Origin of the sequence: Pseudomonas resinovorans NBRC 106553, from assembly GCF_000412695.1 — a bacterium.
In the GTDB taxonomy this organism is placed as follows: domain Bacteria; phylum Pseudomonadota; class Gammaproteobacteria; order Pseudomonadales; family Pseudomonadaceae; genus Metapseudomonas; species Metapseudomonas resinovorans_A.
On sequence record NC_021499.1, the window covers coordinates 5,176,025 to 5,202,328 of the forward strand.

Annotated in this window: 23 protein-coding genes and 1 pseudogene; 9 read left to right on the forward strand and 15 right to left on the reverse strand. The window is 65.9% G+C overall.

What is annotated here, in order from left to right; genetic code table 11:
• Positions 1 to 9 precede the first annotated feature (9 nt).
• The 5 genes from PCA10_RS23295 to PCA10_RS23315 all read left to right on the forward strand — a co-directional run bounded on the left by PCA10_RS23295 (position 10) and on the right by PCA10_RS23315 (position 8,614).
• Entirely contained in the window at positions 10 to 1,074 is a 1,065-nt protein-coding gene (locus PCA10_RS23295) for an imelysin family protein (RefSeq protein ID WP_016494549.1), read from the forward strand.
• Between the two features lies 1 nt (position 1,075).
• Positions 1,076 to 2,170, forward strand: a complete 1,095-nt coding sequence (locus tag PCA10_RS23300) for a DUF1513 domain-containing protein (RefSeq protein ID WP_016494550.1) — start codon at positions 1,076 to 1,078, stop codon at positions 2,168 to 2,170.
• 337 nt (positions 2,171 to 2,507) lie between these two features.
• Positions 2,508 to 4,139, forward strand: a complete 1,632-nt coding sequence (locus PCA10_RS23305; RefSeq protein WP_016494551.1) for a methyl-accepting chemotaxis protein — start codon at positions 2,508 to 2,510, stop codon at positions 4,137 to 4,139.
• Between the two features lie 243 nt (positions 4,140 to 4,382).
• Positions 4,383 to 5,534, forward strand: coding sequence for an efflux RND transporter periplasmic adaptor subunit (locus PCA10_RS23310; protein ID WP_016494552.1), 1,152 nt, complete (start codon positions 4,383 to 4,385; stop codon positions 5,532 to 5,534).
• A gap of 26 nt (positions 5,535 to 5,560) precedes the next feature.
• On the forward strand, positions 5,561 to 8,614 hold the full coding sequence (locus PCA10_RS23315) for a multidrug efflux RND transporter permease subunit (protein WP_016494553.1): 3,054 nt from the start codon (positions 5,561 to 5,563) through the stop codon (positions 8,612 to 8,614).
• A 174-nt stretch (positions 8,615 to 8,788) separates the two neighbouring features.
• Here PCA10_RS23315 and PCA10_RS31320 read toward each other — a convergent pair whose 3' ends face one another.
• From PCA10_RS31320 to PCA10_RS23360, 9 genes and pseudogenes are all read right to left on the reverse strand, one after another.
• Complete coding sequence (locus tag PCA10_RS31320; protein WP_394296607.1) at positions 8,789 to 8,920, reverse strand: hypothetical protein; 132 nt, start codon at positions 8,918 to 8,920, stop codon at positions 8,789 to 8,791.
• A gap of 89 nt (positions 8,921 to 9,009) precedes the next feature.
• Positions 9,010 to 9,711: a lipopolysaccharide kinase InaA family protein gene (locus tag PCA10_RS23325; RefSeq protein WP_016494555.1), complete on the reverse strand. Its 702-nt coding sequence runs from the start codon at positions 9,709 to 9,711 to the stop codon at positions 9,010 to 9,012.
• Positions 9,701 to 10,396 (reverse strand): class I SAM-dependent methyltransferase, encoded by a 696-nt coding sequence (locus PCA10_RS23330; protein ID WP_016494556.1) that lies wholly within the window; start codon positions 10,394 to 10,396, stop codon positions 9,701 to 9,703. The genes PCA10_RS23325 and PCA10_RS23330 overlap by 11 nt, the downstream gene beginning before the upstream one ends.
• An 80-nt stretch (positions 10,397 to 10,476) precedes the next feature.
• A pseudogene (locus tag PCA10_RS23335) lies at positions 10,477 to 11,760 on the reverse strand (sensor histidine kinase).
• Positions 11,750 to 12,433, reverse strand: a complete 684-nt coding sequence (locus PCA10_RS23340) for a response regulator transcription factor (RefSeq protein WP_016494559.1) — start codon at positions 12,431 to 12,433, stop codon at positions 11,750 to 11,752. Before PCA10_RS23340 ends, PCA10_RS23335 begins: the two are co-directional and overlap by 11 nt.
• Before the next feature lie 595 nt (positions 12,434 to 13,028).
• On the reverse strand, positions 13,029 to 14,669 hold the full coding sequence (gene groL, locus PCA10_RS23345; protein ID WP_016494560.1) for a chaperonin GroEL: 1,641 nt from the start codon (positions 14,667 to 14,669) through the stop codon (positions 13,029 to 13,031).
• Between the two features lie 47 nt (positions 14,670 to 14,716).
• Positions 14,717 to 15,010 carry a co-chaperone GroES gene (locus PCA10_RS23350; RefSeq protein WP_016494561.1) on the reverse strand — a complete coding sequence of 98 codons (294 nt, stop codon included), beginning with the start codon at positions 15,008 to 15,010 and terminating at the stop codon, positions 14,717 to 14,719.
• Between the two features lie 194 nt (positions 15,011 to 15,204).
• A complete protein-coding gene (locus tag PCA10_RS23355; protein ID WP_016494562.1) occupies positions 15,205 to 15,657 on the reverse strand; it encodes an FxsA family protein in 453 nt (150 codons plus the stop codon).
• A 66-nt stretch (positions 15,658 to 15,723) separates the two neighbouring features.
• Positions 15,724 to 16,455 (reverse strand): HugZ family pyridoxamine 5'-phosphate oxidase, encoded by a 732-nt coding sequence (locus PCA10_RS23360; protein ID WP_016494563.1) that lies wholly within the window; start codon positions 16,453 to 16,455, stop codon positions 15,724 to 15,726.
• A 105-nt stretch (positions 16,456 to 16,560) separates the two neighbouring features.
• Between PCA10_RS23360 and PCA10_RS23365 the strand changes: the two genes are divergently transcribed.
• Complete coding sequence (locus PCA10_RS23365; protein ID WP_016494564.1) at positions 16,561 to 17,319, forward strand: SDR family oxidoreductase; 759 nt, start codon at positions 16,561 to 16,563, stop codon at positions 17,317 to 17,319.
• A gap of 135 nt (positions 17,320 to 17,454) precedes the next feature.
• Here PCA10_RS23365 and PCA10_RS23370 read toward each other — a convergent pair whose 3' ends face one another.
• The gene (locus PCA10_RS23370) at positions 17,455 to 18,411 is read right to left on the reverse strand and encodes a PA2778 family cysteine peptidase (RefSeq protein ID WP_016494565.1); all 957 of its coding nucleotides are present in this window, start codon (positions 18,409 to 18,411) and stop codon (positions 17,455 to 17,457) included.
• Complete coding sequence (locus tag PCA10_RS23375; RefSeq protein ID WP_016494566.1) at positions 18,411 to 18,818, reverse strand: PA2779 family protein; 408 nt, start codon at positions 18,816 to 18,818, stop codon at positions 18,411 to 18,413. Before PCA10_RS23375 ends, PCA10_RS23370 begins: the two co-directional genes overlap by 1 nt.
• 162 nt (positions 18,819 to 18,980) lie before the next feature.
• Between PCA10_RS23375 and PCA10_RS23380 the strand changes: the two genes are divergently transcribed.
• The 3 genes from PCA10_RS23380 to PCA10_RS23390 all read left to right on the forward strand — a co-directional run bounded on the left by PCA10_RS23380 (position 18,981) and on the right by PCA10_RS23390 (position 23,203).
• Positions 18,981 to 19,502: a sigma-70 family RNA polymerase sigma factor gene (locus PCA10_RS23380; RefSeq protein WP_016494567.1), complete on the forward strand. Its 522-nt coding sequence runs from the start codon at positions 18,981 to 18,983 to the stop codon at positions 19,500 to 19,502.
• Between the two features lies 1 nt (position 19,503).
• Positions 19,504 to 20,466: a FecR domain-containing protein gene (locus PCA10_RS23385; RefSeq protein WP_016494568.1), complete on the forward strand. Its 963-nt coding sequence runs from the start codon at positions 19,504 to 19,506 to the stop codon at positions 20,464 to 20,466.
• A gap of 199 nt (positions 20,467 to 20,665) precedes the next feature.
• Positions 20,666 to 23,203, forward strand: a complete 2,538-nt coding sequence (locus tag PCA10_RS23390) for a TonB-dependent receptor (protein ID WP_016494569.1) — start codon at positions 20,666 to 20,668, stop codon at positions 23,201 to 23,203.
• A gap of 307 nt (positions 23,204 to 23,510) precedes the next feature.
• Here the strand turns inward: PCA10_RS23390 and PCA10_RS23395 are convergent, their stop codons facing one another.
• The 4 genes from PCA10_RS23395 to PCA10_RS23410 all read right to left on the reverse strand — a co-directional run bounded on the left by PCA10_RS23395 (position 23,511) and on the right by PCA10_RS23410 (position 26,244).
• On the reverse strand, positions 23,511 to 24,020 hold the full coding sequence (locus PCA10_RS23395) for a DUF3016 domain-containing protein (protein ID WP_016494570.1): 510 nt from the start codon (positions 24,018 to 24,020) through the stop codon (positions 23,511 to 23,513).
• 87 nt (positions 24,021 to 24,107) lie between these two features.
• Positions 24,108 to 24,431 carry a DUF3325 domain-containing protein gene (locus PCA10_RS23400; protein WP_016494571.1) on the reverse strand — a complete coding sequence of 108 codons (324 nt, stop codon included), beginning with the start codon at positions 24,429 to 24,431 and terminating at the stop codon, positions 24,108 to 24,110.
• Positions 24,431 to 25,951 (reverse strand): PepSY-associated TM helix domain-containing protein, encoded by a 1,521-nt coding sequence (locus tag PCA10_RS23405; protein ID WP_016494572.1) that lies wholly within the window; start codon positions 25,949 to 25,951, stop codon positions 24,431 to 24,433. Before PCA10_RS23405 ends, PCA10_RS23400 begins: the two co-directional genes overlap by 1 nt.
• Positions 25,948 to 26,244, reverse strand: a complete 297-nt coding sequence (locus PCA10_RS23410) for a DUF3649 domain-containing protein (RefSeq protein WP_041770949.1) — start codon at positions 26,242 to 26,244, stop codon at positions 25,948 to 25,950. Before PCA10_RS23410 ends, PCA10_RS23405 begins: the two co-directional genes overlap by 4 nt.
• Positions 26,245 to 26,304 lie beyond the last annotated feature (60 nt).

The window sequence follows — 26,304 nt, forward strand, 5'->3', positions numbered from 1 at the left end:
GAGCCCCGCATGTTCCGTCCCAAACTGCTGTTCACCAGCCTCGCCGCCCTCGCCCTGGGCGCCTGCGCCCCGCAGGACCAGCAGGCGCAGACCGCCGCCGCGCTGGCCAAGGACGTGATCCTGCCGACCTACAGCCGCTGGGTCGACGCCGACCGCCAGTTGGCCGCCAGCGCCCTGGCCTTCTGCGCAGGCAAGGCGGACCTGGACAAGGCCCGCGCCGACTTCCTTGCCGCGCAAAAGGCCTGGGCCGAGCTGCAGCCGCTGATGGTCGGCCCGCTGGCCGAAGGCAACCGCGCCTGGCAGGTGCAGTTCTGGCCGGACAAGAAGAACCTCGTCGGCCGCCAGGTGGAGCAACTGGTCAAGGCCCAGCCGCAGGTCGACGCCGCATCCCTGGCCAAGGCCAGCGTGGTGGTGCAAGGCCTCTCCGCCTACGAATACATCCTCTTCGACAGCAACCTGGACATGGCCGACAGCGCCCAGAAAGCGCGCTACTGCCCGCTGCTGCAAGCCATCGGCGAGCGCCAGAAGGGCCTGGCCGAGGAGATCCTCGCCCGCTGGAACAGCAAGGACGGCATGCTCGACCAACTGAGCAATTTCCCCAACCAGCGCTATGCCGACTCCCACGAAGCCATCTCCGAACTGCTGCGGGTCCAGGTCACCGCCCTGGATACCCTGAAGAAGAAGCTCGGCACCCCGCTGGGCCGCCAGACCAAGGGCCTGCCGCAACCGATGCAGGCCGAGTCCTGGCGCAGCGACACCTCCCTGGACAACGTCGCCGCCGCCCTGGCCAGCGCCGAAAGCCTCTGGCTGGGCGCCGACAAGCACGGCATCCGCAGCCTGCTGGGCGACGACCAAAAGGCCCTGGCGGAGAAGATCGACGCCGGTTACCTAGAGGCGCGCGGCAAGCTCGACGCACTCAAGCAGCCGCTCGGCGTGCTGCTGGCCAGCGAAGAAGGCAGCAAGCAGGTCAACGACTTCTACGACAGCCTCGACCGCGTCCAGCGCCTGCACTCCGGCGAACTGGCCAAGGCCCTCGGCGTCCAGCTCGGCTTCAACGCCAACGACGGTGACTGAAATGCTCCGACGCCAGGTCCTCACGCTCGCCAGCCTGCTGCTCGGTGCCGTCGGCCTGGGCGGCTGGACCCTGAGCCGCAAGGGCGCCACGCCCCTGCTGCTCTCCGCCCGCGACGACGCCGACGGCCAGCACTACGCCGTGGGCTACCGGCTGGACGGCACCCAGGTGTTCGCCACCCGCGTCGCCCAGCGCTGCCATGACATAGTCGAGCACCCCAGCGAGCCCGTGGCGCTCTTCGTCGCCCGCCGTCCGGGCACCGAGAGCTACCTGGTGGACCTACGTGACGGCCGCCTGCTGCAGACCCTGACTTCGCAGCAGGATCGCCACTTCTACGGCCACGGAGTGTTCCACCGCGGTGGCGAATGGCTCTACGCCACCGAGAACGACACCACCGACCCCGGACGTGGCGTGCTCGGCCGCTATCGCTACCAGGGTGGCCTGTTGCACCACGAAGGCGAGATATCCACCCATGGCCTGGGCCCGCACCAGGTGTCCTGGATGCCCGACGGCGAAACCCTGGTGGTGGCCAACGGTGGCATTCGCACCGAGGCGGAAAGCCGGGTGGAAATGAACCTCCACGCCATGGAGCCGAGCCTGGTGCTGATGCGCCGCGACGGCAGCCTGCTGTCGAAGGAAACCCTGCCGCAGCAGATGAACAGCGTCCGCCACCTGGCCATCGGCGCCGACGGCACCATAGTCGCCGGCCAGCAGTACATGGGCGATTCCACCGATCGCGCCGACCTGCTCGCCATCAAGCGTCCCGGCCAGCCCTTCCAGCCCTTCCCGCTGGAAGACGAGCAGCGCCTGGCGATGGTCCAGTACACCGCCAGCGTCGCCATCCACGACGAGCTGCGCCTGGTGGCCCTGACCGCACCACGGGGCAATCGCTTCTTCATCTGGGACCTGGACAGCGGCGCCGTGCGCCTGGACGCGCCCCTGCCGGACTGCGCCGGTGTCGGCGCAGTGAAGGACGGCTTCGTGGTCACCTCCGGCCAGGGCCGCTGCCGCCTCTACGACTGCCGTGGCGAGCAGTTCACGGCGACCCCGCTGCAACTGCCGGCAAGCTTCTGGGACAACCACCTGCACCTGGCCTGAACATCCGAGCCGCCTAATCCGTAGGTTGGGTAGAGCCTGCGAAACCCAACGACAGCCCCAGCACCGAAATGTTGGGTTTCGCTGCGCTCTACGCCAACCTACAAAAGCCCCTCGCAGCACCTTCGCGGACGCACCGCCAAAGCCTCGCCAGCCGGGGCTCTACTGGCACTCCCGTACCCCACATTTTCCCTCCCGAAGCCCTTCAGCGCTGGCCCCGGATGCCGACTAGATGGGGGAATCCAGCGGTTGCTCCCGCCGCAGTCGAATCGTCACGAAACTGCAATATCCGACTGGTAGACGAGCCCTGTCCCTTTCCTTCTCCAAGAGGCGCAATACCATGTCTCTGCAACGCTCCCTGCGTGGCCAGATCCTCACCCTGCTCGGCGGCAGCCTGCTGCTGCTCCTGCTGAGCGCACTCGCCTGCTTCCATTTCCTGTCCGGCGGCGTGCAGTCCTACCGCGCCCTGGTGAACGGCACGCTCGCAGCCTCCAGCCTGGTGGACGAAGCCAACCTCGAGTTCAAGGTGCAGGTCCAGGAATGGAAGAACGTGCTCCTGCGCGGCAAGGACCAGGAGAACCTGAACAAGTACTGGAGCCAGTTCGAGAGCCAGGAGGCCAAGGTCCAGGCCGTGCTCGGCAAGCTGCTGGACAAGGCGCATGACCTGGAGGACCAGAGCCTGCAGACCAAGGTGGACAGCCTGCGGACCGAGCACCGCAACCTCGGCACCGCCTACCGCAAGGGCCGCGACGCCTTCATCGCCGCCGGGGCCGACCCGGTGGCCGGCGACAACGCGGTGAAGGGCATCGACCGCGCCGCCAGCGAGCAGATGAGCGCCCTGGTGGCCGAACTCCATGCCCGTGGCCAGCAGCAGTCCGACGCCATCAGCGCGAGCGCCGATCGCACGGTGAGTCTCGGCATCCTGGCGATGCTGCTGTCGAGCCTGGGTATCGGCCTGTTCAGCCTGTGGCTGATCAACCGCAACCTGATCGCCCCCATCGGCTCACTGATCGAGCACATCGCCCAGCTCAGCCAGGGCAACTTCGGCCAGCGCGTGGATGCCAGCCGCCAGGACGAGCTGGGCCGCCTGGCCGTGGCCGCCAATACCCTGCGCGACTTCCTCGCCGACACCTTCAACCGCCTCAAGCAGAGCACCGTCCAGCTGGACAGCGCCAGCGGCGAGCTCCACGCCATCGCCAGCCTGATGGCCGAAGGCACCCGCGAACAGTTCTCGCGCACCGACCAGGTGGCCACCGCCATGCACGAGATGTCCGCCACCGCCCAGGAAGTCGCGCGTCACGCCGCCGAAGCCGCCGGCGCCGCCGACCAGGCCGACCATTCGGCGCAACAGGGCGACGCGGTGATGCAGGCGACCATCCTCAGCATCACCGGCATGCGCAGCGAGATCGCCAACACCGCCGAGGTCATCCGCCGCCTGGAAAGCGACAGCGGGCGCATCGGCAAGGTGCTGGAAGTGATTCGTGGCATCGCCGAGCAGACCAACCTGCTGGCGCTCAACGCCGCCATCGAGGCCGCCCGCGCGGGCGACCAGGGTCGTGGTTTCGCCGTGGTGGCCGATGAGGTGCGCACCCTGGCCCAGCGCACCGCCGAATCCACCGCCGAGATCCACCTGATCATCGACACCGTGCAGACCGGCGCCGTCAACGCCGTGCGCGCCATCGAAAGCGGCCAGAACCGCAGCGAGGAAAGCGTCGCCCAGGTCACCGAGGCCGGCGCCATGCTGCAGCGCATCACCGATGCCGTGGAAGCCATCCGCGACATGAACCGGCAGATCGCCACCGCCGCCGAGGAACAGACCTCGGTGGCCGAGGACATCTCGCGCAACCTCACCGAGATCACCGCCATCGCCACCACCAACGAGGGCAACGTGCAGCGCACCCAAGGCGCCAGCCAGCACCTGCACGGCCTCTCCGGCGAACTCAACCAGCTCACGGCGCGCCTGCACGCGTGATCCGCCGAGGGCACAGGGACGTGCCCCGCAGACCTGCCCCACCAATCAGGAAAGGCCAAGGTACCGCTTGGCGAAATCTGCCGAACTTTCTCGATCTCCGTCGATCAACCGTCCAGTAGAAGGCCTACCGACCTGGATGCAATGTTCTGACATTTCTAGGCTTTGACTTGCGTCTGGCAGTGGTACTAAGGTGCATCCCTTGCCTATTCCCAGGCCACTCAATCCCTGCCAAGGAACCGGAATATGTTGCTCCGCCGCATGCTCATCATGCTTGGCGCGGTCGCCGTTGTTGTAATCGCGTTCGCCGCCTACAAAGGATTCTCCATCTATAAGCAGGTCCAGCAGTTCTCTGCGCCCCAGCCTCCCATCAGTGTGTCCGCCGAAAAGGCCACCGAGCAGCCCTGGCAAAGCCTCCTGCCGGCCATCGGCACCCTGAAGGCCTTCCAGGGCGTGGACCTCACCGTGGAAGCCAGCGGTACCGTCCAGGACGTGCTCTTCCTCTCCGGCGAGAAGGTCAAGCTGGGCCAACCGCTGATCCAGATGGACAGCGACGTGGAACGCGCCACCCTGGCCACCGCCGAAGCCGAACTGTCCCTGGCCCGCGTCGAGTTCGAGCGCGGCCGCAGCCTGGTCAGCCGGCAGAACATCTCCAAGAGCGAGTTCGACCGCCTGTCCTCGGAGCTCCAGGCCGCCACCGGCAAGGTCGCCCAGCTCAAGGCCCTGATGGACAAGAAGCGCATCATCGCGCCCTTCGCCGGCACCATCGGCATCCGCCAGGTGGACGTCGGCGACTTCCTCTCCTCGGGCACCATCATCGCCACCCTGCAGGACCTGAACACCCTGTTCGTCGACTTCTTCCTGCCGGAACAGTCCGCGCCGCTGCTGGCCGTGGGCCAGAAGGTCCGCATCAGCGTTGCGGCCTTCCCCGGCGAGCACTTCGAGGGCGACATCGCCGCCCTCAACCCCAAGGTCGAGGAAGCCACCCGCAACCTGCAGGTGCGCGCCGTGCTGCCGAACCCGGACGGCAAACTGCTGCCCGGCATGTTCGCCAACCTCGAGGTGCTGCTGCCGGGCGCCCAGGAGCGCGTGGTGGTGTCGGAAAGCGCCATCACCTACACCCTCTACGGCAACTCGGTGTACGTGATCGGCGAGAAGAAGAACGCCGAAGGTCAGCCCGAGAAAGGCCAGGACGGCCAACCGCAGCTGGTGGTGGAACGCCGCTTCGTCGAAACCGGCGAGCGTCGTGATGGCAAGGTCGTGGTCCTCAAGGGGCTGACGGCCGGCGAACAGGTGGTGACTTCCGGCCAGCTCAAGCTGGACAACGGCTCCCACGTCGCCATCGCGCCCGACCAGACCCTGTCCAGCGACCCGGACAATCAAGCCCGCGCCCAGTAAGCGTTACCCGCGCGAAGGAATGGAACATGGCTTTCACAGATCCCTTTATCCGTCGCCCGGTGCTGGCGACCGTGGTCAGCCTGCTGATCGTGCTGCTGGGCTTCCAGGCCTTCAGCAAGCTGGTGATCCGCCAGTACCCGCAGATGGAAAACGCCCTGATCACGGTCACCACCGCCTACCCGGGCGCCAACGCCGAGACCATCCAGGGCTACATCACCCAGCCGCTGCAACAGAGCCTGGCCAGTGCCGAAGGCATCGACTACATGACGTCGTCGAGCCAGCAGAACATGTCGGTCATCCAGATCTACGCGCGCATCGGCGCCAACTCCGACCGCCTGTTCACCGAGTTGCTGGCCAAGGCCAACGAGGTGAAGAACCAGCTGCCCCAGGACGCCGAAGACCCGGTGCTTTCCAAGGAAGCGGCCGACGCCTCGGCGCTGATGTACATCAGCTTCTACAGCGATGAGCTGTCCAACCCGCAGATCACCGACTACCTCTCGCGGGTGATCCAGCCCAAGCTGGCCACCCTGCCGGGCATGGCCGAGGCGGAAATCCTCGGCAACCAGGTCTTCGCCATGCGCCTGTGGCTGGACCCGGTGCGGATGGCGGCCTACGGCATCACCGCCAACGACATCAACGACGCGGTGCGCAAGTACAACTTCCTCTCCGCCGCCGGCGAGGTGAAGGGCCAGTACGTGGTCACCAGCATCAACGCCAGCACCGACCTCAAGTCCCCCGAGGCCTTCGGCGCCATCCCGGTGAAGACGGTGGGTGACAGCCGGGTACTGCTGCGCGACGTGGCGCGGGTGGAAATGGGCGCGGAGAACTACGACTCCATCAGCTCCTTCGACGGCATCCCCTCGGTCTACATCGGCATCAAGGGCACTCCCAGCGCCAACCCGCTGGACGTGATCAAGCATGTGCGCGCGATCATGCCGGAGCTGGAGGAACAGCTGCCGCCGAACCTCAAGGTGTCCATCGCCTACGACGCCACCCGCTTCATCCAGGCCTCCATCGACGAAGTGGTGAAGACCCTCATCGAGGCGGTGCTGATCGTGATAGTGGTGGTGTTCCTGTTCCTCGGCGCCTTCCGCTCGGTGCTGATCCCGGTGATCACCATCCCGCTGTCGATGATCGGCGTGCTGTTCTTCATGCAGTTGATGGGCTACTCCATCAACCTGCTGACCCTGCTGGCGATGGTGCTCGCCATCGGCCTGGTGGTGGACGATGCCATCGTGGTGGTGGAAAACATTCACCGGCACATCGAGGAAGGCAAGACACCGTTCGACGCCTCCATCGAGGGTGCCCGCGAGATCGCCGTGCCGGTGATCTCCATGACCATCACCCTGGCCGCGGTGTACGCCCCCATCGGTTTCCTCGAAGGCCTGACCGGCGCCCTCTTCCGCGAGTTCGCCCTGACCCTGGCCGGCGCGGTGATCATCTCCGGCATCGTCGCCCTGACCCTGTCGCCGATGATGTGCTCCAAGCTGCTGCGCCACGAGGAGAACCCCTCGGGCCTGGCGCACAAGCTGGACATGATCTTCGATCGCCTCAAGCGCCGTTACCAGCGTGCCCTGCACGGCACCCTGAACACGCGGCCGGTGGTGGTAGTGTTCGCCCTCATCGTGCTGCTGCTGATCCCGGTGCTGTTGAAGTTCACCAAGAGCGAACTGGCCCCGGACGAAGACCAGGGCATCGTCTTCATCATGGCCAAGGCGCCGCAGCCGACCAACCTGGACTACCTGAACGCCTACACGGAAAAATTCGTGAAGATCTTCAAGGAGTTCCCCGAGTACTACTCGTCGTTCCAGATCAACGGCTTCGACGGCGTGCAATCGGGCATCGGCGGCTTCCTGCTGAAACCCTGGGACGAGCGCGAGCGGACCCAGATGGAGCTGCTCCACGAGGTCCAGGGCAAGCTCAACGAGATCCCCGGACTGCAGATCTTCGGTTTCAACCTGCCGTCGCTGCCGGGCACCGGTGAGGGTCTGCCGTTCCAGTTCGTGATCAACACCCCCAACGACTACGAGTCGTTGCTGCAGGTGACCGAGCGAATCAAGGCCCGCGCCATGGAGTCGGGCAAGTTCGCCTTCCTCAACGTCGACCTGGCCTTCGACAAGCCGGAAGTGGTGGTGGACATCGACCGGGCCAAGGCCGCGCAGATGGGCGTGTCCATGGAGGACCTGGGCTCGACACTGGCGATCCTGCTGGGCGAGGGCGAGATCAACCGCTTCACCATCGACGGCCGCAGCTACAAGGTCATCGCCCAGGTGGAACGCGCCTACCGCGACAACCCAGGCTGGCTGAGCAACTACTACGTGAAGAGCGAGAGTGGCGCCATGGTGCCGCTCTCCACACTGATCAGCGTGCATGACAGCGCCCGTCCGACCCGTCTGAAGCAGTTCCAGCAGCTCAACTCGGCCATCATCGAGGGCTTCCCGCTGGTGAGCATGGGTGACGCCATCGAAACCGTGGCCCAGATCGCCCGCGAGGAAGCGCCACGGGGCTACGGCTTCGACTACGCCGGCGCCTCGCGCCAGTACGTGCAGGAAGGCAGCGCGCTCTACGTGACCTTCGCCCTGGCCCTGGCGATCATCTTCCTGGTGCTGGCGGCGCAGTTCGAGAGCTTCCGCGACCCGTTGGTGATCCTGGTGACGGTGCCGCTGTCGATCTGCGGCGCGCTGATCCCGTTGTTCCTCGGCTGGTCGAGCATGAACATCTACACCCAGGTGGGCCTGGTGACCCTGATCGGCCTGATCAGCAAGCACGGCATCCTGATCGTGGAGTTCGCCAACCAGTTGCGCCGCGACAAGGGACTCTCGCCCCGCGAGGCCGTGGAAGAAGCCGCCGCCATCCGCCTGCGCCCGGTCCTGATGACCACCGCGGCCATGGTGTTCGGCATGGTGCCGCTGATCCTCGCCACCGGCGCCGGCGCGGTCAGCCGCTTCGACATCGGCCTGGTGATCGCCACCGGCATGTCCATCGGCACGCTGTTCACCCTCTTCGTCCTGCCCTGCGTCTACACGCTACTGGCGAAGAAGGACCCGCAGCCGACCGGCGAAACGGCTGCCAGCCACTGAGCCCCGGCCCGATGAAGAAAGCCCCGCGATTGCGGGGCTTTTCTTTGGTGCTTCATGCCCCCGGGGCGACTGGCCCGTGAATCGTTGGGCTTCGCTGCGCTCGGCAACCAACCTACGCAAATCGCGCGCCCACAAAAAACCCCGCTCTCGCGGGGTTTCCTGTGGTTCCTGTGCTCATTCCTGGCCTCGTAGTCCCTGGGAAAGGCCGAACATGACCAGCAACAGGTTCTGGTCCGGCTGGATCTGCGCTTTCAGCCGCGCATTGGGCGGCAGGGGGCAGTAACCCAGGCCATTGACGCTAACCACAGAGGGTGAAGGCTCATGCCAGGCAGCCGCTGCGAGGGAGGCCACCCCCAGTGCACCGACGAGAAACAAAGCTCGCGTTACTTCTAACTTCATGATCGCAACCCCTTGATAGCGCTGCCAAACGCTGCTTCATAACCGTAGATCAGACACTTCCAATCCGCCTCACTCAGCGACGAGTGGCGCCTAAACTGCCACAGGTCGCGCCTCGCCGCCCGTTTGCTCGACAGCCGGTGCCGGGCTTTTTCCAGGTCGAGCAGGGCTATTTCAGGCAGGCCGCCCTCCCCTTTCGGGCGCACGAAAACGTGTTTGGCGTAGAGACAACCGTGCTGCCAGCCACCCTGGTGCAGGCGGCAGAGGGTAACGGCCAATTGTTGCAAAACGAGGTGCCTGGCCCGTTCGTCGGGCTGCGAGGCGTACCAGCTGCCGAACTCGATGAAGCCTTCCAGCGCCTCGGTCACCAGCAGCGCCTGCCAGCCGTTGCCGGGGCGATGGCTGGCGCCACCATAGACCAGATGTGGTACCCGTACGCCCAGGCCTTCGATGGCGAGCAGGGCGTCCCGTTCGCGCAGCGCGGTGGGTCGGCCGAAGGGATGGCGCAGGCTGCGGTAGAGGTGCCCGACCTGGCGTTTGAGATACAGCTGCCGACCGTCCATCAGTTGGACCCTTTGCACACCGCTCACACCACCACGGCGACGATTGGGCGCCTCCACCCAGTCGCCCCGCAGCGACCAGAAACGGCGGAATTCCTCGTCCGCCCGGGGCTCGACCGAACCCAGCCAATCAACGGCCATGGCCTGGCACCTTGCGCAGCACGTAGACCCGCCACATCGCATAGAACGGCAGGAAGTCCAGGTGCTCCTGGATCTCGAAACCGGCCTCGCGGAACTCCGCCTCGACGGTGGCCACCGGCAGCACGAAGCGGTTCTGGTAGCCCTGCTCCTTGCGCCGTGCCTGACGCCGGTTTTCCAGGCGCTGGCGGCGCCAGGCCTTGAAGTTGCCATCGACCCAGAGGGAAACGATCAGGCTGTCGCGGGTGACCCGGTGACACTCGCGCAGCAGCGTCAGGCGGTTGGCGGGCTCGCCGATGTGGTGCAGCAGGCGCATGCAGAAGATGCTGTCCACCGCGTTCTCGGGCAGTTGGATGGAGAAGGCCGAGGTCTGCAGCAGGCGCACCCGCCTGACCACTTCCGGCGGTTGGAACTCGGCGGCCACCCGCAGCATCTGCTCGGAGTTGTCTGCGCCGATGATCACCCGGTTCGGTTTCTCGGCCAGCAGCGGCCAGAAACGGCCGGCGCCGCACGGCAGGTCCAGTACCAGGCCTGGCTCGTCGGCCAGCGCCAGGGCACGCCGCGCCAGCTGCAGGTCGCGCCAGTTGGACAAGCGCCGCGACAGGCCGGCCTGGTGTTTGCGGAAGTAGGCTTCGGCGTGCTGGCGGTCGTATTTGTCGGAGAATTCGAGATTGATCGGGCGGGTCATGGACCACCTCCGGATTGAAGATGGTCATTAAATTAACCAGCGCCTGGTCAAGAAGTGGTCAAGTTCAGGTGAAAAAAACGTCAAGCCCCCGGTCGGCCCTTCAGCAGCACTTCGAAGCGACAACCGGTGGGCTCCACCGCACTCAAGCCAACCTTCCAGCCCTGGTTGTCACAGATCCGCTGTACCAGCGAAAGCCCGAGCCCCAGGCCATCACCGCGCCTGGCCGGCCCACGGACGAAGGGCCGGAACATGGCTTCGCGGTCCTCTTCGGGAATGCCCACGCCGCTGTCCTGCACCACGAAGCCCTGGTCCGTGAGCACCAGGCGAATGCTGCCGCTGTCGGTGTAGTGCAGGGCGTTGCGCAGCAGGTTGCCCAACACCGAACGCAGGAAGGAGGCATTGTAACGCTGCTCCTGGCGTGGGCCGGGCTGGTACTCGAAATGCAGCCCCTTGCGCTCGATGGCATCGCGCCACTAGCTGGCAAGCTCGTCGGCCACACTGCTGAGGCTCGCCTGGGGCGCCGCGCTGACCTCTTCGTGCTGGGAACGCGCGAGGAACAGGAAGGTCTGCACCAGGTCGCGCATCTCTTCGGTGGCACGGGCCATGCGCTGCACCTGGGCACGGCCACGGGCGTCGAGGCCGGGGTTCTCCACCAGCAGTTCGCAGGAGCTGGCCAGGACCATCAGCGGCGTACGCAACTCATGGCTGACGTCGCTGGTGAACAGTCGCTCGCGATGGAGCACCTCGTGCAAACGACCCAGCGTGTCATCGAAGGCCAGGGCCAGTTGCCCGACCTCATCGGAGGCGTAGTCCGGCGCCAGCGGTGGCGCCATGCCCAGCAGCTGGTCGCGGTGGCGTACCTGGCCGGCCAGGCGAACCACCGGTTCTATCACCTTGCGCGCCAGGACCCAGCCCAACAGCAGGGCCAGGACCACGCTGAGCCCGAAGCCCACCATCACCACCCGATAGAGGACCTGTTCGCGGGCCTCGAACTCGCTCTGGTCCTGCAGCATCACATAACGACGGCCGTCCACCTCGCGCACCAGCGCGTGATAGGAGCTCTCGCCCTCGAATACCTCGTGGAAACCCAGCGCCAGATTCGCCAGGTTGGCCGGTATGGCATGGCCGGCGGGCCCCTCGCTGCTGTAGAAGCGGGTGTCGCTGTCCAGGCTCGGCGGCCGGCCCTGGGCGATGTTCTGGGTGAGCACGCGGTTGAGTTCGTTGTTCAGGTCACGGGAGATCAACTGCTCTTCGATCAGGTGCACCACCGCGATGATGCCCACGGCGAAGGCGCCCGCCACCAGGGTGGTCATCAGCACGAAGGCGATGAGGATCCGTCGTGCCAGGCTCTGCTTAAACTCCATCGGCGGACTCCGCCAGGCGATAGCCCAGCCCGTGCAGGGTATGCAGCAACGGCTTGGCGAAGGGTTTGTCGATCACCTGGCGCAACTGGTGGATGTGGCTGCGCAGGCTGTCGCTGTCGGGGCAGTCGTCGCCCCACAAGGCCTCTTCCAGCGCCTCGCGACGCACCAGGTGGGGACTCTTCTGCATCAGCACGGCGAGCAGCTTGAGGCCAATGGGGTTGAGCTTGAGCGACTTGCCACCCCGGCTGACTTCCAGGGTGTCCAGGTCATAGCTGAGATCGGCCACCTGCAGGCTGCGCTTGCCGCCGCCCTGGGAGCGACGCAGAACCGCCTCGATGCGGGCGGCGAGTTCGGACAGGGCGAAGGGTTTGAGCAGGTAGTCGTCGGCGCCGGACTTGAAGCCCTGCAGACGATCGTCCAGGGCATCGCGGGCGGTGAGCATGATCACCGGGGTATCGCGCCGCGCCTCTTCGCGCAGGCGCCGGCACAGGTTGTAGCCATCCAGCCCCGGCAACATGATGTCCAGCACGATCAGGTCGAAATGCTCGCTGCTGGCGAGATGCAGGCCGGACAGGCCGTCCCGTGCGCAATCGACGCTGTAGCCCTTGAGTTCGAGGAAATCGACCATGTTGGCCAGGATGTCGTTGTTGTCTTCGACCAGCAGGATGCGCATCGGGTGAACTCCATTCATCAAACGGCGGATGACCAGTTGCCAGGCTGAGCACCTTTTGACCGGGAGTCAGCTTACGGTTCCCGTCGGCGCAGACTCCCGATCATACCCATGCCATGTGAAGTCGCGCATTCTCGCGGGCAAGAAAAGCGGCATTGCGGGATTCAGCCTGAGGCCTGTTCGCCCAGCTCATTGCCGAGCGGGCTGCGGGTTTCTGTTTCGCCTTCCCGGGCGAGTCACTTTTGCCAATCGCGGGATGGCCGGCCCCGGCAAAAGTAACCAAAACCGCTTGCCCCGACATCCGGCCCGGCTTCGCCGGGTACCCTCCTTCCATCCCTGCTCCGGGGCCGCCGCGAAGGGGCGGTTAGCGCGGCGTCATCTTTCCTGCTCGATATCAGGCCGGTTTGGGCATCACTTCGTAGGATGGGTGGAGCGGAGCGATACCCATGCGGACAGGGCTGATGGGTATCGCAAGCTCAACCCATCCTACGAACAGCAGGCTTGCAAGTGATTAGTGCGCATCGGGCCCTCTCCGCAAAAAACCAATAAAAAAGCCCCGCACAAGGCGGGGCTTCTTCAGACCGGATGGCCGGGTGGCTTACATCATGCCGCCCATGCCGCCCATGCCGCCCATGTCCGGCATGGCCGGACCGGCTTTGTCGTCAGCCACTTCGGCAACCATGGCCTCGGTGGTGATCATCAGGCCGCCGATGGAGGCAGCGGCTTGCAGCGCGGAACGGGTGACCTTGGCCGGGTCCAGGATGCCCATCTCGATCATGTCGCCGTAGATGCCGGTAGCGGCGTTGAAGCCGTAGTTGCCGGAACCTTGCTTGACCTTGTCGACTACCACGCTCGGCTCGTCACCGGCGTTGGCGACGATCTGGCGCAGCGGAGCTTCTACCGCGCGACGCAGCAGGGCGATACCGACGTTCTGGTCTTCGTTGTCGCCCTTCAGGCCTTCGATGGCCTGCAGAGCACGTACCAGGGCTACGCCACCGCCAGGAACCACGCCTTCTTCGACGGCGGCACGGGTAGCGTGCAGGGCGTCTTCAACGCGGGCTTTCTTCTCTTTCATCTCGACTTCGGTAGCCGCACCGACCTTGATCACGGCAACACCGCCGGCCAGCTTGGCCAGACGCTCTTGCAGTTTTTCCTTGTCGTAGTCGGAGGTGGTTTCCTCGACTTGCTTGCGGATCTGGGCAACGCGGGCTTCGATGTCAGCCTGGGCGCCGGCGCCGTCGATGATGGTGGTGTTTTCCTTGCTCAGCACAACGCGCTTGGCGTTGCCCAGGTGCTCCAGGGAGGCGCTTTCCAGGGACAGGCCGACTTCTTCGGAAATCACGGTGCCGCCGGTCAGGATGGCGATGTCCTGCAGCATGGCCTTGCGGCGGTCGCCGAAGCCCGGAGCCTTGACAGCTGCGACTTTGACGATGCCACGCATGTTGTTCACAACCAGGGTAGCCAGGGCTTCGCCTTCGACGTCTTCAGCGACGATCAGCAGCGGGCGGCCGGCTTTGGCGACTGCTTCCAGGACCGGCAGCATTTCGCGGATGTTGGAGATCTTCTTGTCCACCAGCAGGATCAGCGGGCCGTCGAGCTCGGCGACCATGGTGTCCGGCTTGTTGATGAAGTAGGGGGACAGGTAGCCGCGGTCGAACTGCATGCCTTCAACGACGGACAGTTCGTTTTCCAGGCCCGAGCCTTCTTCAACGGTGATCACGCCTTCCTTGCCAACTTTCTCCATGGCTTCGGCAATGATGTTGCCGATGGAGTCGTCGGAGTTGGCGGAGATGGTGCCTACCTGGGCAATGGCCTTGGTGTCGGCGCAGGGCTTGGCCAGCTCTTTGATCTGGGCAACGATGGCGATGGTGGCCTTGTCGATGCCGCGCTTCAGGTCCATCGGGTTCATGCCGGCGGCAACGGCCTTCAGGCCTTCGTTGACGATGGCCTGGGCCAGAACGGTAGCGGTGGTGGTGCCGTCACCGGCAGCGTCGTTGGCCTTGGAGGCAACGTCTTTCACCAGCTGGGCGCCCATGTTCTCGAACTTGTCTTTCAGCTCGATTTCCTTGGCAACGGAAACGCCGTCCTTGGTGATGGTCGGAGCGCCGAAGCTCTTGTCCAGAACCACGTTACGGCCTTTCGGGCCGAGGGTGGCCTTGACGGCGTCAGCCAGTACGTTCACGCCAACCAGCATTTTCTTGCGGGCGGAATCGCCGAATTTGACTTCTTTAGCAGCCATTTAACTGATCCTCAATTCTTTGGTATTTGGGCGGAGATTCGCGGAACTCAGGCTTCGACGACAGCGAGGATTTCGCTCTCGCCCATCACCAGCAGCTCTTCGCCATCGACCTTGATGGTGTTGCTGCCGGAGTACGGGCCGAACACAACCTGGTCGCCGACCTTGACGGCCAGCGCACGTACTTCGCCGTTGTCCAGCAGGCGACCGGTGCCTACAGCGACGACTTCGCCACGGTTCGGCTTCTCGGCGGCCGAGCCCGGCAGCACGATGCCGCCAGCGGTTTTGGTCTCTTCTTCGCTGCGACGGATGACGACGCGGTCATGCAGAGGACGAAGCTTCATTGTCGATCTCTCCCAATAGTGTTGTCTTTCGGCCGGTGCGTGCACCGGTGGGTTGGTAATGTCCGGCGGAGCCGGTTGCGGCGCATCAGGCGCGCCGCTGGAATCAGACCTGTCGTTGAACAGGAACCTTGCGGTGACCGATACATAGGGGCGCCAGGAGGCATTTCAAGGGTCGACCGCAAAATAAATGCACTTTATCGGTCGCGACGCTCGTACTCGCCTTCGATCACATTCGGGCGGGTCTGGCCGGTTCGCGCAGCCAGGTCGTCGGCGAATGCGCGCTGGCGCAAGGCCTGGTCCTGGGCCCGCTGGCGCAGATTGCGGATGAACAGGCGGCGGGTGAAGGGAATCAGGCAGAGCAGGCCGAAGATGTCGCTGATGAAGCCCGGCAGCAACAGCAGGCCGCCACCGACGGCGATCAGCAGGCCTTCGAGCACTTCCTGCTCGGGGACTTCGCCACGGGCCAGGCGCTCGCGGGCCCGCCAGGCGGTGGCCACGCCAGCCACCCGCAGCAGCACGCTGCCGAGCACGGCGGTACCGACCACCAGCAACAGGGTCGGCAGAACGCCGATCACGCTGCCGACCTGGATCAGGACGGCCAGCTCGATCAGCGGAAAGAGCAGGAACAGAAAGAGGAACGCGCGCATCAGGGGTTTCCTTGGCGGAAGAACGGCTTCCGATAATCCATTACATGAAGCCGCCCACGGCCCAATTCAAGCCACGGCATCGCCACTGGTCGGCCAGACTTCAGCGCGCGCCAGCTGTACCAAGGCCTGACGGACTGCGCCAGGGTTGTTACAGGATGTTGGGAAGGGCAGCCAATGAACTGTCTGACCGATACGTAGGTGGAATCCTTCAGTGTCGATCCCGACCATCTCCGCCGCCGACTCCCGGGGCAGCCCGGCCAGCTCCACGTAGTGGGCGATGGCGTTGGCGTGGTCGCTGTTCATGTGCTCGATCATGCTGATTTCGGCGTCGCCGGCGAAGGCGTTGGCCAGCACCAGGTGGTCAACCCAGTGGATGGCGCCGAAACCGCCGATGAAGCGGGCGCGCACCGGTTCCAGGCGCCAGAAATCGAAATCATGGGTGCTGTGGTAGTCCGCCGCCTGGGGGAAGTAGCGGTAGTAACGGCTGGCGGCGGCGTCCACTTCGTCGGCGGCGCTGATCTGCCGCGCTTCGGCCAGCAGCGTCAGGCGGCCGGCGGCCTGCACGTCCTCGGCGCCGCGTTCGCCAACCAGCAGGGAGCAGCGCGGGTCCTTCTGCAGGTTATGGGTGTGCTGGGCGATGCGGCTGATGAGGATCAGCGGCCGTCCTTCGGCATCCAGGCAGTAGGGCACCACTGATCCGAAAGGGAAGCCCGGCATGGCCTTGGAGTGGGTGGAGAGCACCCCCTGGTATTCCTTGAGCAGCAATTCTCGTGCATGCTTTGCGGCTTTCACGCTCACCTTATGACTCCTCGCAAAGAATCCGTCGAAAACGGACGAGCGCCCAGAATAGCGGTTTAACGGCGCCAGCGGGGGCAAAGCGACAGTTATTCGAGGGGGACACTCATGCAACTCAAAGACAAGGTCATCATCATCACCGGCGGTTGCCAGGGCCTCGGCCGCGCCATGGGCGAATACCTGGCGGCCAAGGGCGCGAAACTCGCCCTGGTGGACCTGAACCAGGAGAAGCTCGATGAGGCCGTGGCCGCCTGCAAGGCCGCCGGTGGCGACGCCCGTGCCTACCTGTGCAACGTGGCCAACGAAGAGCAGGTGACCCACATGGTCGCCCAGGTGGCCGAGGACTTCGGTGCCATCAATGGCCTGGTGAACAACGCCGGCATCCTGCGCGACGGCCTGACCATCAAGGTCAAGGACGGCGAAATGACCAAGATGAGCCTGGCCCAGTGGCAGGCGGTGATCGACGTCAACCTGACCGGCGTGTTCCTCTGCACCCGTGAAGTGGCCGCCAAGATGATCGAACTGGAGAACCAGGGCGCGATCATCAACATCTCCTCCATTTCCCGCGCCGGCAACATGGGCCAGGCCAACTACTCCGCGGCCAAGGCCGGGGTCGCCGCCGACACCGTGGTCTGGGCCAAGGAACTGGCGCGCTACGGCATCCGCGTGGCGGGTGTGGCTCCCGGTTTCATCGAGACCGACATGGTCGCCAGCATGAAACCCGAAGCCCTGGAGAAGATGACCTCCGGTATCCCCCTGCGTCGCCTGGGCAAACCGATGGAAATCGCCCACTCGGTGGCCTACATCCTGGAAAACGACTACTACACCGGTCGTGTCCTGGAACTGGACGGCGGCCTGCGCCTGTAAGCGCCCCGCCCCATGAAAAAGCCCCGCATTCGCGGGGCTTTTTCGTTTCCGTCCCGGTAGGTTGGCGCTGAGCGAAGCGAAGCCCAACAAAGCCAGGCATAGTCCCTCGTTGGGCTTCGCAGGCTCAGCACCAACCTACAAGGGCGTCAACCCGCACACCGGCACTGCCTGGCACTGCGCCTTGCCCGCGGGCGTTGCCCCCAGGGGAGCGGCCATGCGCGGATCGTTCGGCGCCAGCTGCCGCGCACAAGCTCGGGCCTGGCCGGCCTGGGCCGCGCAACCCTTCTCGTTGAGCAACTCGGACAGGTTGAACCAGCCCAGGGCGTAATCCGGCTTGCGTCCCAGGCTTTCCCGCAGGGCGCGCTCGGCGCCGTCGCGGTCGCCGTCGGCATAGCGGGCATTGGCCAGGGCGAAGAGCGGCAACGGTTCCTGCGGCCAATGCTTCGCCGCCGTACGGTAGGCGCGCTCGGCCACCGGCCGTTGGGCCGTTTCCTCCAGGTCGCTGGCGGCCTTGATCCAGGGTTCCAGGCGCGCCTCGGCCGGCAGTTGCTCCGGCGGCAAGGTCACCACGGCCCAGCGCTCGGCACGCTGCCAGGTGCGGTCGAAGCTGCGCAGGTCGGTCACCCAGCGCTTCTCCGTGCCCGAACGCAGCACCAGCTCGCCCTTGGCCCGGTCATAGCCCACCACCACCGCGAAGTGCCAGCGGGGCAGCCAATCGAGGCCGAGGTTCTGCATCACCAGCACCGGGTTGCCCGCCGCCACCTGGGCCAGCAAGGCATCCAGCTCGGGTTCCAGCGGATACACCAGCATCCCGTTCTGACGCGCCGCCGCCACCAGTTCCAGCTTCAGGCTGCCCTGGCGTCCCGGCAGGTAGACCTTGGGCACCAGCGCCTCGGGCGAGGTATCCACCCCGCGCTGGACCAACAGGGTGGCCAGTGCGGCCGGGCCGCACTGGTAGATCTCCTGGGGGTAGAACGGCGTCTGCGTCAGCTCCACCCGCTCGGGCAGCCGCTCGCTATCGGCGGGCAGCATGGGACCCTGCCCGGCGCAGCCCGCCAGCGCCAGAACCAGCACGGCGAGCCAGACGCGCATCAATTGATGCACTTGATGAAGCTGAAGATATCGGTGGCGCAGAGCATGTCGGTGATGATGAAGATCACCAGGAACAGCACGATGATGCCGACCCAGCCACCCGCCGGCTCCTGCTCCAGGCGCTGGTTGAACTGCTGCAGTTCGGCCGGGGTCAGGCTGGCGATCCGCGCCTCGACCTGCTCGCGCGGGACGCCGAGGGATTCGAGCTTCTGCTGTACCGCCCGGTCATCGAGCATGGCCCGCAGCTGCTCGCGGTCCACCGGCTGCTGCTGCGCCGCCTGCGGCGCCTCCACGGCTTGCGGCGTACCAATCATGGCGGCTTGTGCCATGGGCATCTGGGCAAGAAAGACGAACTGGCTTGCGATCAGCAGGGAGGCAAGGCGGCGGTTGCAGGAAGGTGTGAGCATGGTGGTTTCTCCAGAATTGTCCGCAATAGACCACAGGGCGTTTTGCACGGTTCCAGCGATCTGCTGAAGCTGTGGAATTCGTCGCGTTCCGCTGCTGGTTGCTGAATGCCGGCCGGCAACTATAGAATGCGAAACATTCCCATTTGCTTCCGAGTCCAACTCTTGAATCACGGCGCCGACGCCCTGCCGCCCCCGCCGGCCGACTCCCTGCACCGCCTCTACAGCGACCACCACGGTTGGCTGACGGGCTGGCTGCGGCGGCGCCTCGGATGCCCGCAGAATGCCGCCGACCTCGCCCAGGACACCTTCCTGCGCGTGCTGCTGGCACGGGAGAAGCCGGTCATCCTCGAGCCGCGCGCCTTCCTCACCACGGTGGCCAAGCGCGTGCTGGCCAACCACTACCGCCGCCAGGACATCGAACGCGCCTACCTCGAAGCCCTCGCCGCGCAGCCGGAAATCCTGGCCCCGAGCGAGGAAGAGCGCGCCATCGTCCTGGAAACCCTGGTGGAGCTCGACCGTCTGCTCGATGGCCTGCCCGCCGTGGCCAAGCGCGTATTCCTGCTGGCCCAGGTGGATGGCATGACCTACGCCGAAATCGCCGAGCAACTCGATATCTCCCTGTCCACCGTCAAGCGCCACATGGTCAAGGCCGCGCAGCGCTGCTACTTCGCGGAGAGCTGCTGAGATGAGCCTGCACGCAGTGGATCGCAGCCGCATCGCCCCGGCCGCGGCCGAACAGGCGGTGGAGTGGCTGGTGGAACAGCAGAGCGGCGACTTCAGCGAGCCCCGCCGCCAGGCCTGGCAGGAGTGGCGCGCAGCCGACAGCGAACACGAACGCGCCTGGCAACGCATCGAGTCGGTGAACCGTGGCCTGCGCGGCCTGGATACAACGCTCGCCATGGCTGCCCTCGGCGCGCCGGCGCGCCGCAGCCGCCGCGATGCCCTGAAGCTGCTGATGCTCTGCGCCCTGGCCGGTGGCGGCGTCATCGGCCTGCGCGACAGCGAGCCCCTGCTGGCCCTGCGCAGCGACGAAGCCACCGACGTCGGCGAGCGCCGCGCCCTGCGCCTGCTGGACGGTTCGCGGCTGGAGCTGAACACCGCCAGCGCCGTGGATATCCGCTTCGATGCCGGCCAGCGCTGGATCGAGATGCGCCAGGGCGAAATCCTCCTCGACGGCGCCAGGGATTCGCGCCCATTGCGCATCCACACCCCCCAAGGGCTGATCGAGACCATGGGCGGCCGCCTCAACGTGCGCATCCTCGGACGCAGCAGCCAGGTCAGCCTGTTCGACGGCGACGCCGACCTGATCAAAGACGGCCAGCGCCAGTCGCTGCGACCCGGCCAGCGGGCCAACCTCAGTCCGATGCGCATCGAAACCGCGGGCAGCGCCAGCGAGGACAGCGTCGCCTGGACCCAGGGCATGCTGGTGGCCAGCGGCATGCGCCTGGACGACTTCCTCGCCGAACTCGGCCGCTACCGTCGCGGCCACCTCGGCTGCGACCCACAGGTGGCGGGGCTGCTGATTTCCGGCAGCTATCCCCTGGACCACACCGAACGCATCCTCGCCATGCTGCCCAAGGCGCTGCCGGTGGAGGTGCACAGCCTGACCCGCTACTGGGTCAAGGTGCATCCGCGCGCGACGGGTTGACCGAGCCGACTGGGATCGGGTGGATCACGCTTCACCGATCCACCAGCGGTGCCGAGGCTGAACACATTGGTGGATGGACAAAGCGCCATCCACCCTACGATTGAACGCCTCAAATTTTTTTGCGAAAGCTGAGCCTTTTTTCCGACCTCGCGTGACAAGGCAGGCAGAGACCCTCCCTTTTCACTTGCGAGACACCGCCATGCAGTACCCGCAACGCCTCCGCCCCTTCACCCGCACGCCCCTCGCCCGCGCCCTGCTGCTGGGCCTTGGCCTGGCTGCCGCCCTGCCCGCCCAGAGCTTCGCCGCCCCGCTGGAAATAGGCGCGCAGAGCCAGCGCCAGGCCTTCGACATCCCGGCCGGGCCGTTGGAAGCCGCGCTCAACCAGTTCGGCCGCGAAGCCGGCGTACTGCTGTCCTTCAGCCCCGAGCTGACCGACGGCCGCACGACCCAGGGCCTGCATGGCCAGTTCGGCATCGACGACGGCCTGCGCCAGTTGCTGGCCGGCAGCGGCCTGGATGCCACGGCCCAGGACGGCGGCTACAGCCTGCAATCCACCGGCGCCGCCCTGGTGGTGGACCGCCAGGTGGTGGTCGGCTCCCGCGCGCCCACCAGCATCAGCGAGCTGCCGGGCACCGTGTGGATCATCGACGCGCCCCAGCTGCAGGAGCAGACCCGGGCCGGCGTGCCCTTCAAGGAAGCCCTGGGCCAGTTGATCCCGGGCCTGGACATCGGCCCCCAGGGCCGGACCAACTTCGGCCAGAACATGCGCGGCCGCAGTGCCCTGGTGATGATCGACGGCGTGTCCCTGAACAGTTCCCGTGGCATCAGCCGCCAGTTCGACTCCATCGACCCGTTCAACGTCGAGCGCATCGAAGTGCTGTCCGGCGCCAGCGCTGTCTACGGTGGCGGCGCCACCGGCGGCATCATCAACATCGTCACCAAGAAGGGCGAAGAAGGCCCGGCGCGGTTCAACAGCGAAGTGGGCGTGCGCAGCGGCTTCCAATCCAGCCAGGACCACGACTGGCGCGTGGCCCAGTCGGTCAGTGGCGGCAGCGAGCAGCTCAAGGGCCGCGCCTCGGTGGCCTACCAGAACAACGGCGCCGCCTACGATGGCAACGGCGACCAGGTGATGCTCGACATCACCCAGACCGACCTGCAGTACAACCAGGCGGTGGATGTCATGGGCAGCCTCGACTTCGCCTTCGCCAACGGCCACAGCCTGAGCCTGGGCGCCCAGTGGTACGACTCCGGCTACGACGGTGACAAGGGTGTCGACATGGGCCGCAACTTCTCCGCCCTGCGCGGCGAGCAGCCGTTCGAGATCAGCGGCGGCGCCAGCTTCGACCGCGAGCCGCGCACCGAGCGCAGCCAGTTCAACGCCACCTACCACGCCCCCGAAGTGCTCGGCCACGACCTCTACCTGCAGGCCTACTACCGCAGCGAGGAAATGGCCTTCCAGCCCTACCCGAACATCGTCTTCACCGGCGCCGGTGCCATCAACCCGAGCCGTTCCTACTACTCCGCGTCCCAGCAGGACACCGACTACTACGGGCTGAAAGCGGTGCTGGTGAAGGAGTGGGACCGCTTCACCCTGACCTACGGCGCCGACATCGAGCGGGAGAGCTTCGACTCCGACCAGGCCCTGTTCGACCTCGGCACCGCCGCCCAGACCGGCGGCCTGGTTGCTGACGAGTACGCCAAGGTCGGCCGCTACCCGGGCATCGACACCGACAGCAACTCGCTGTTCGCCCAGGGCAGCTGGCGAGCCACCGACGACCTCACCCTGTCCGGTGGCGTACGCCGCCAGCGCACCAACAACGAAGTCGGCGACTTCGTCGCGGCCGCCCAGCAGATCCAGATCAGCAAGGGCAACGGCACCAGCGCCGACGCCATCCCCGGCGGCGAGAAGGACTACCAGGTCGATCTCTACAACTTCGGCGCGGTGTACAAGCTGAACAAGGCGCAGCAGGTCTGGGCCAACTACTCCGAAGGCTTCGAGCTGCCCGACCCGGCCAAGTACTACGGCCAGGGCAGCTATTCCGCGGCACCGGTCAACGGTCACTGGGTGCTGCAGCGCGGCGTCAACGTGAAGGACTCGGCCCTGGACGGCATCAAGACCAAGCAGGTGGAACTGGGCTGGCGCCACTACGACGGCGGCCTGGACGCCCAATTGGCGGCCTTCTATGCCTGGTCCGACAAGAGCATCACCTACAACCGCACCACCCTGCTGGTGGAACAGCTGGACAACAAGAAGCGCAACTACGGCCTGGAAGGCCAGGCCAACTACTGGCTGACCGAGAACTGGCAGGTGGGCACCAGCGCCCTGGCCATCCGCTCCCAGCAAAAGGTGGATGACCGCTGGCAGAAGCAGGACGTGACCGCCGCCAGCCCCTCCAAGCTGACCGCCTTCGTCGGCTGGCAGGGCGGCGACACCAGCCTGCGCCTGCAGGGCGTGCGCACCTTCAACCTCTCCGACGACGGCAACGTGCTCGCCAACGGCCAGTTCGACGGCAAGGACCACAAGATCGACGGTTACGCCACCTTCGACCTGCTGGGCAGCCACGCCCTGCCGGTGGGCACCCTCAACTTCGGCATCCAGAACCTGCTGGACAAGGACTACACCACCGTCTGGGGCCAACGTGCGCAGGTGTTCTACAGCGCCAACATCCCCGCCGAACTGTTCGACTACCGTGGTCGCGGCCGTACCTACAGCCTGAGCTACAGCCTGGAGTTCTGACGGGCATCGCGCCCGGTGTGCGCGGCTTTCCTGTCCACCATTCGGAGATCAGCTCGACTCCGTTGGTGGATGTGACGAGTGAGTTGCCAGCTATCCGGGTGCGACTCGTAGGATGTGGTTGAGCGCAGCGATACCCATCGGCTCCAACGAACAGCATGGGTATCGCAGGCTCAACCCATCCTACGTCGCTAGGCCGTGGTCATGAGTACTGTAGGTTGGGTAGAGCGCAGCGAAACCCAACGATTCCCGGCCAGGCCGAACGTTGGGCTTCGCATGGCTCAGCCACAACCTACAGGCCCCTCCTCAATCAATAGGCAGCCGTGCGACGCTGCGGGCCGATGTTCCAGCGGAACCAGTCATCCAGCATGGTTTTCTCGTAGCGCAGGCGGTCGTTGCTGAAGTAACGGTTGGCGCGTTGCAGGTAGGTCTGGTCGATCACCGCGACATTCCGGCTCGACAGGACCTTGCCATCCTGCTCCAGGCTGTAATGCAGCTTGATGCGCGGCCAGGTCACCCCGCGCAGCACACGCACATCCTGGAAGTTCACCCGCCAGGGCTCGTATTGGCCGGCCAGGTCGATGTCGCGGATATCCACCTTGAGGGTCTGCCCCGGCTGCAGGTAGCGACCGCCCAGCTTCTCGATATGCGCCTTGAGGTCCTTCAGGACGAAATCGTCAGCGCCACGGCCACGGTCGCGGTTCAGGCGCGCGTCAGTGAATTTCTCCGGATGGGTGAAGCTGACCTCGGTGGTGGCTGCCAGCGCGGCCGGGGAAATAATCACCACGGCGAGCACGACGAGGAGCAACGTGGGTCGCATGGAACACCTCCTGACGGTGATGCGGGGCACCGCCAGGGTCAGTGTACGCCTGCCAATGCGAACGGAAAGCAGCTTCAGGCGGGTGGTTCAGACCAGCGCCAGCAGGCCACCGGTCACTGGCAGCACGGCCACCAGCGGCAGCACCCAGCGGGCCTTCCAGGCCAGCAGGGCAACCAGCAGCAGGCCGGCGAGCATCAGCTGGCAGAGCCAGATCACGCCGCCGATCTCGCCGCCGAGCTGGACCATGGCCAGGGCCAGGCCGACGGCCATGGCCAGGACCGCGCCGATACGCAGCAGACGGCTGCGGGACTCGCTCGGCGCGCCGCTGAACACCAGTTTGTGTTGGCGCGACATGGCCAGGGCCAGGCAGACCATGGCCAGGTAGCAGAAGGCGAAACTCAGGACCAGCATCACGCGCTCTCCTCCACCAGACGGCGGCGACGCGGTGCCTTTTCCACCTGCGGCAGCGACAGGCGCCTGGCCGCTAGCGCGCAGACCACGCCGGAGAACAGCAGGACGAGATCGATCCCGGCCAGGTCCCAGTCGCCACGACCGAGGGTCGTCAGCAGGCTGCCCTGGGGGGTGACCAGGGCGTTGAGCAGCGGCAGGCCGAGGGCCAGGACCGCCAGCGCCAGCAGCACGTCGCGGGCCACCTTGCCGCTGTTGCGACGCAGCACCGCCCAGACCGCCACCAGCAGCCAGGCACCGACGAAGACCCAGGTTTCCGCGCTGCCCCGCGCCGCCATGTCCGCCGGGATCAGCCGGTTGCCGTAGAGCAGCGCCAGGCTGGCCACCGGCAGGCCGCCGACCACCGCGCCGTTGAGCGCACGCACCAGGCCGATGCCGTAGCCGCCGCGCGCCTCGCGCTTGCGCAGCCAGACCTGCAGGCCCGACACCAGCATGGCGCAGCCCATCAGGCCGAGCAGCAGGTACAGGGCACGGACTATCTGCCCGCCGAACTGCGCCATGTGCAGGTTGGTCAACCAGGCATAGCTGGCGTAGCCGGCGCTGTAGGGCTTCTGCTCATGCAGCAGTTCGCCGCTGGCGGCGTCGAAGGACAAGGTCCACTGGAAGTCCACTATCTGGGAGCGGTTGTAGCGGCGGATATCCACCACGGCCGCCTCGTCCCCCGGGTGATGCACGCTTAGCCAGCCGGTCTCGTTGCCGCCCCAGTGGCGATGGGCCTCGGCCACCAGGGCGTCGAGGGAAGCCGCCGGCGGTGCCGGGCGCTTCACATCCTCGCGCTCGTAGGCGCCCATCACGTCGCGGAAGAACTCCTCGGCGTTGCCCTTGTAGGCCTGCTGGATGGCGGCGGGCATATAGAAGACGACGAAGATCGCCAGGCCCGTGTAGGCGATCAGCAGGTGGAAGGGCAGCCCCACCACGCCGAACAGGTTGTGGGCGTCGAGCCAGGCGCGCTGGCCGTTGGCGTCCGGGCGCAGGGTGAAGAAGTCCTTGAAGATGCGCCGATGGATGATGATTCCGCTGATCAGCGCCACCAGCATGAACATGGCGGCGATGGCTACTATGTACATGCCGATCATGCCGGCGTTGAGGTCGTAGTGGAGGGTGAAGAAGAACAGCCCGCCGACGGTTTCCGGCATGACTTCACCGGTGGCCGGGTCCAGCGCCAGGCGCACGAACTCGCTTTCGTCGGCCGGCTCATAGCCCGCCCAGAAGAAGGGTTCACGCTCGCTCGGCGGGCGGATCCAGATGGCGTGGGCGTCCGGCGCCTTGGCCAGGAGGATGTCGCGCACCTGGTCCAGGCTCAGGCTGTGGCCGGCGGGTTCGTGAACGGCCGGGCGCATCCAGCGCTCCAGCTCCTTGTCGAAGCAGGCGATGCTGCCGGCGAAGAAGATCACGAACAACAGCCAGGACGGCAGCAGGCCGCCCCAGGTGTGCAGTCCCGCCATGGATTGACGCAGGCTCATGGGCGTACTCCGAAGTCGCTGGGCAGGTAGGCCGCCAGGGCCATCAAGGCGGTCGCCCCGGCCAGCACCAGCCAGACGCGCAGGGCCGAGCGCGCGGCGAATGCGTAGATGATGGCGAAGGTGTAGACGACGAAGCAGGCCAGGCTGGCGAACACCACCCGGTCGCTGCGCATCAGCGGCAGATAGACGGAAAGGAACGCGGTGGCCGCATAGGCCGCCGCGTAGCCACCGAGAATCGCCGCCAGCACGCGCGCGGTCAGGTCCCAGCGCGTGGAAGTCTTGGCTTTGCTCACGTTGCTACCTTGGTCGAGGAAGCCTCTGTCGGCCATTTGTCCGACGAGGCGAAGGAATCC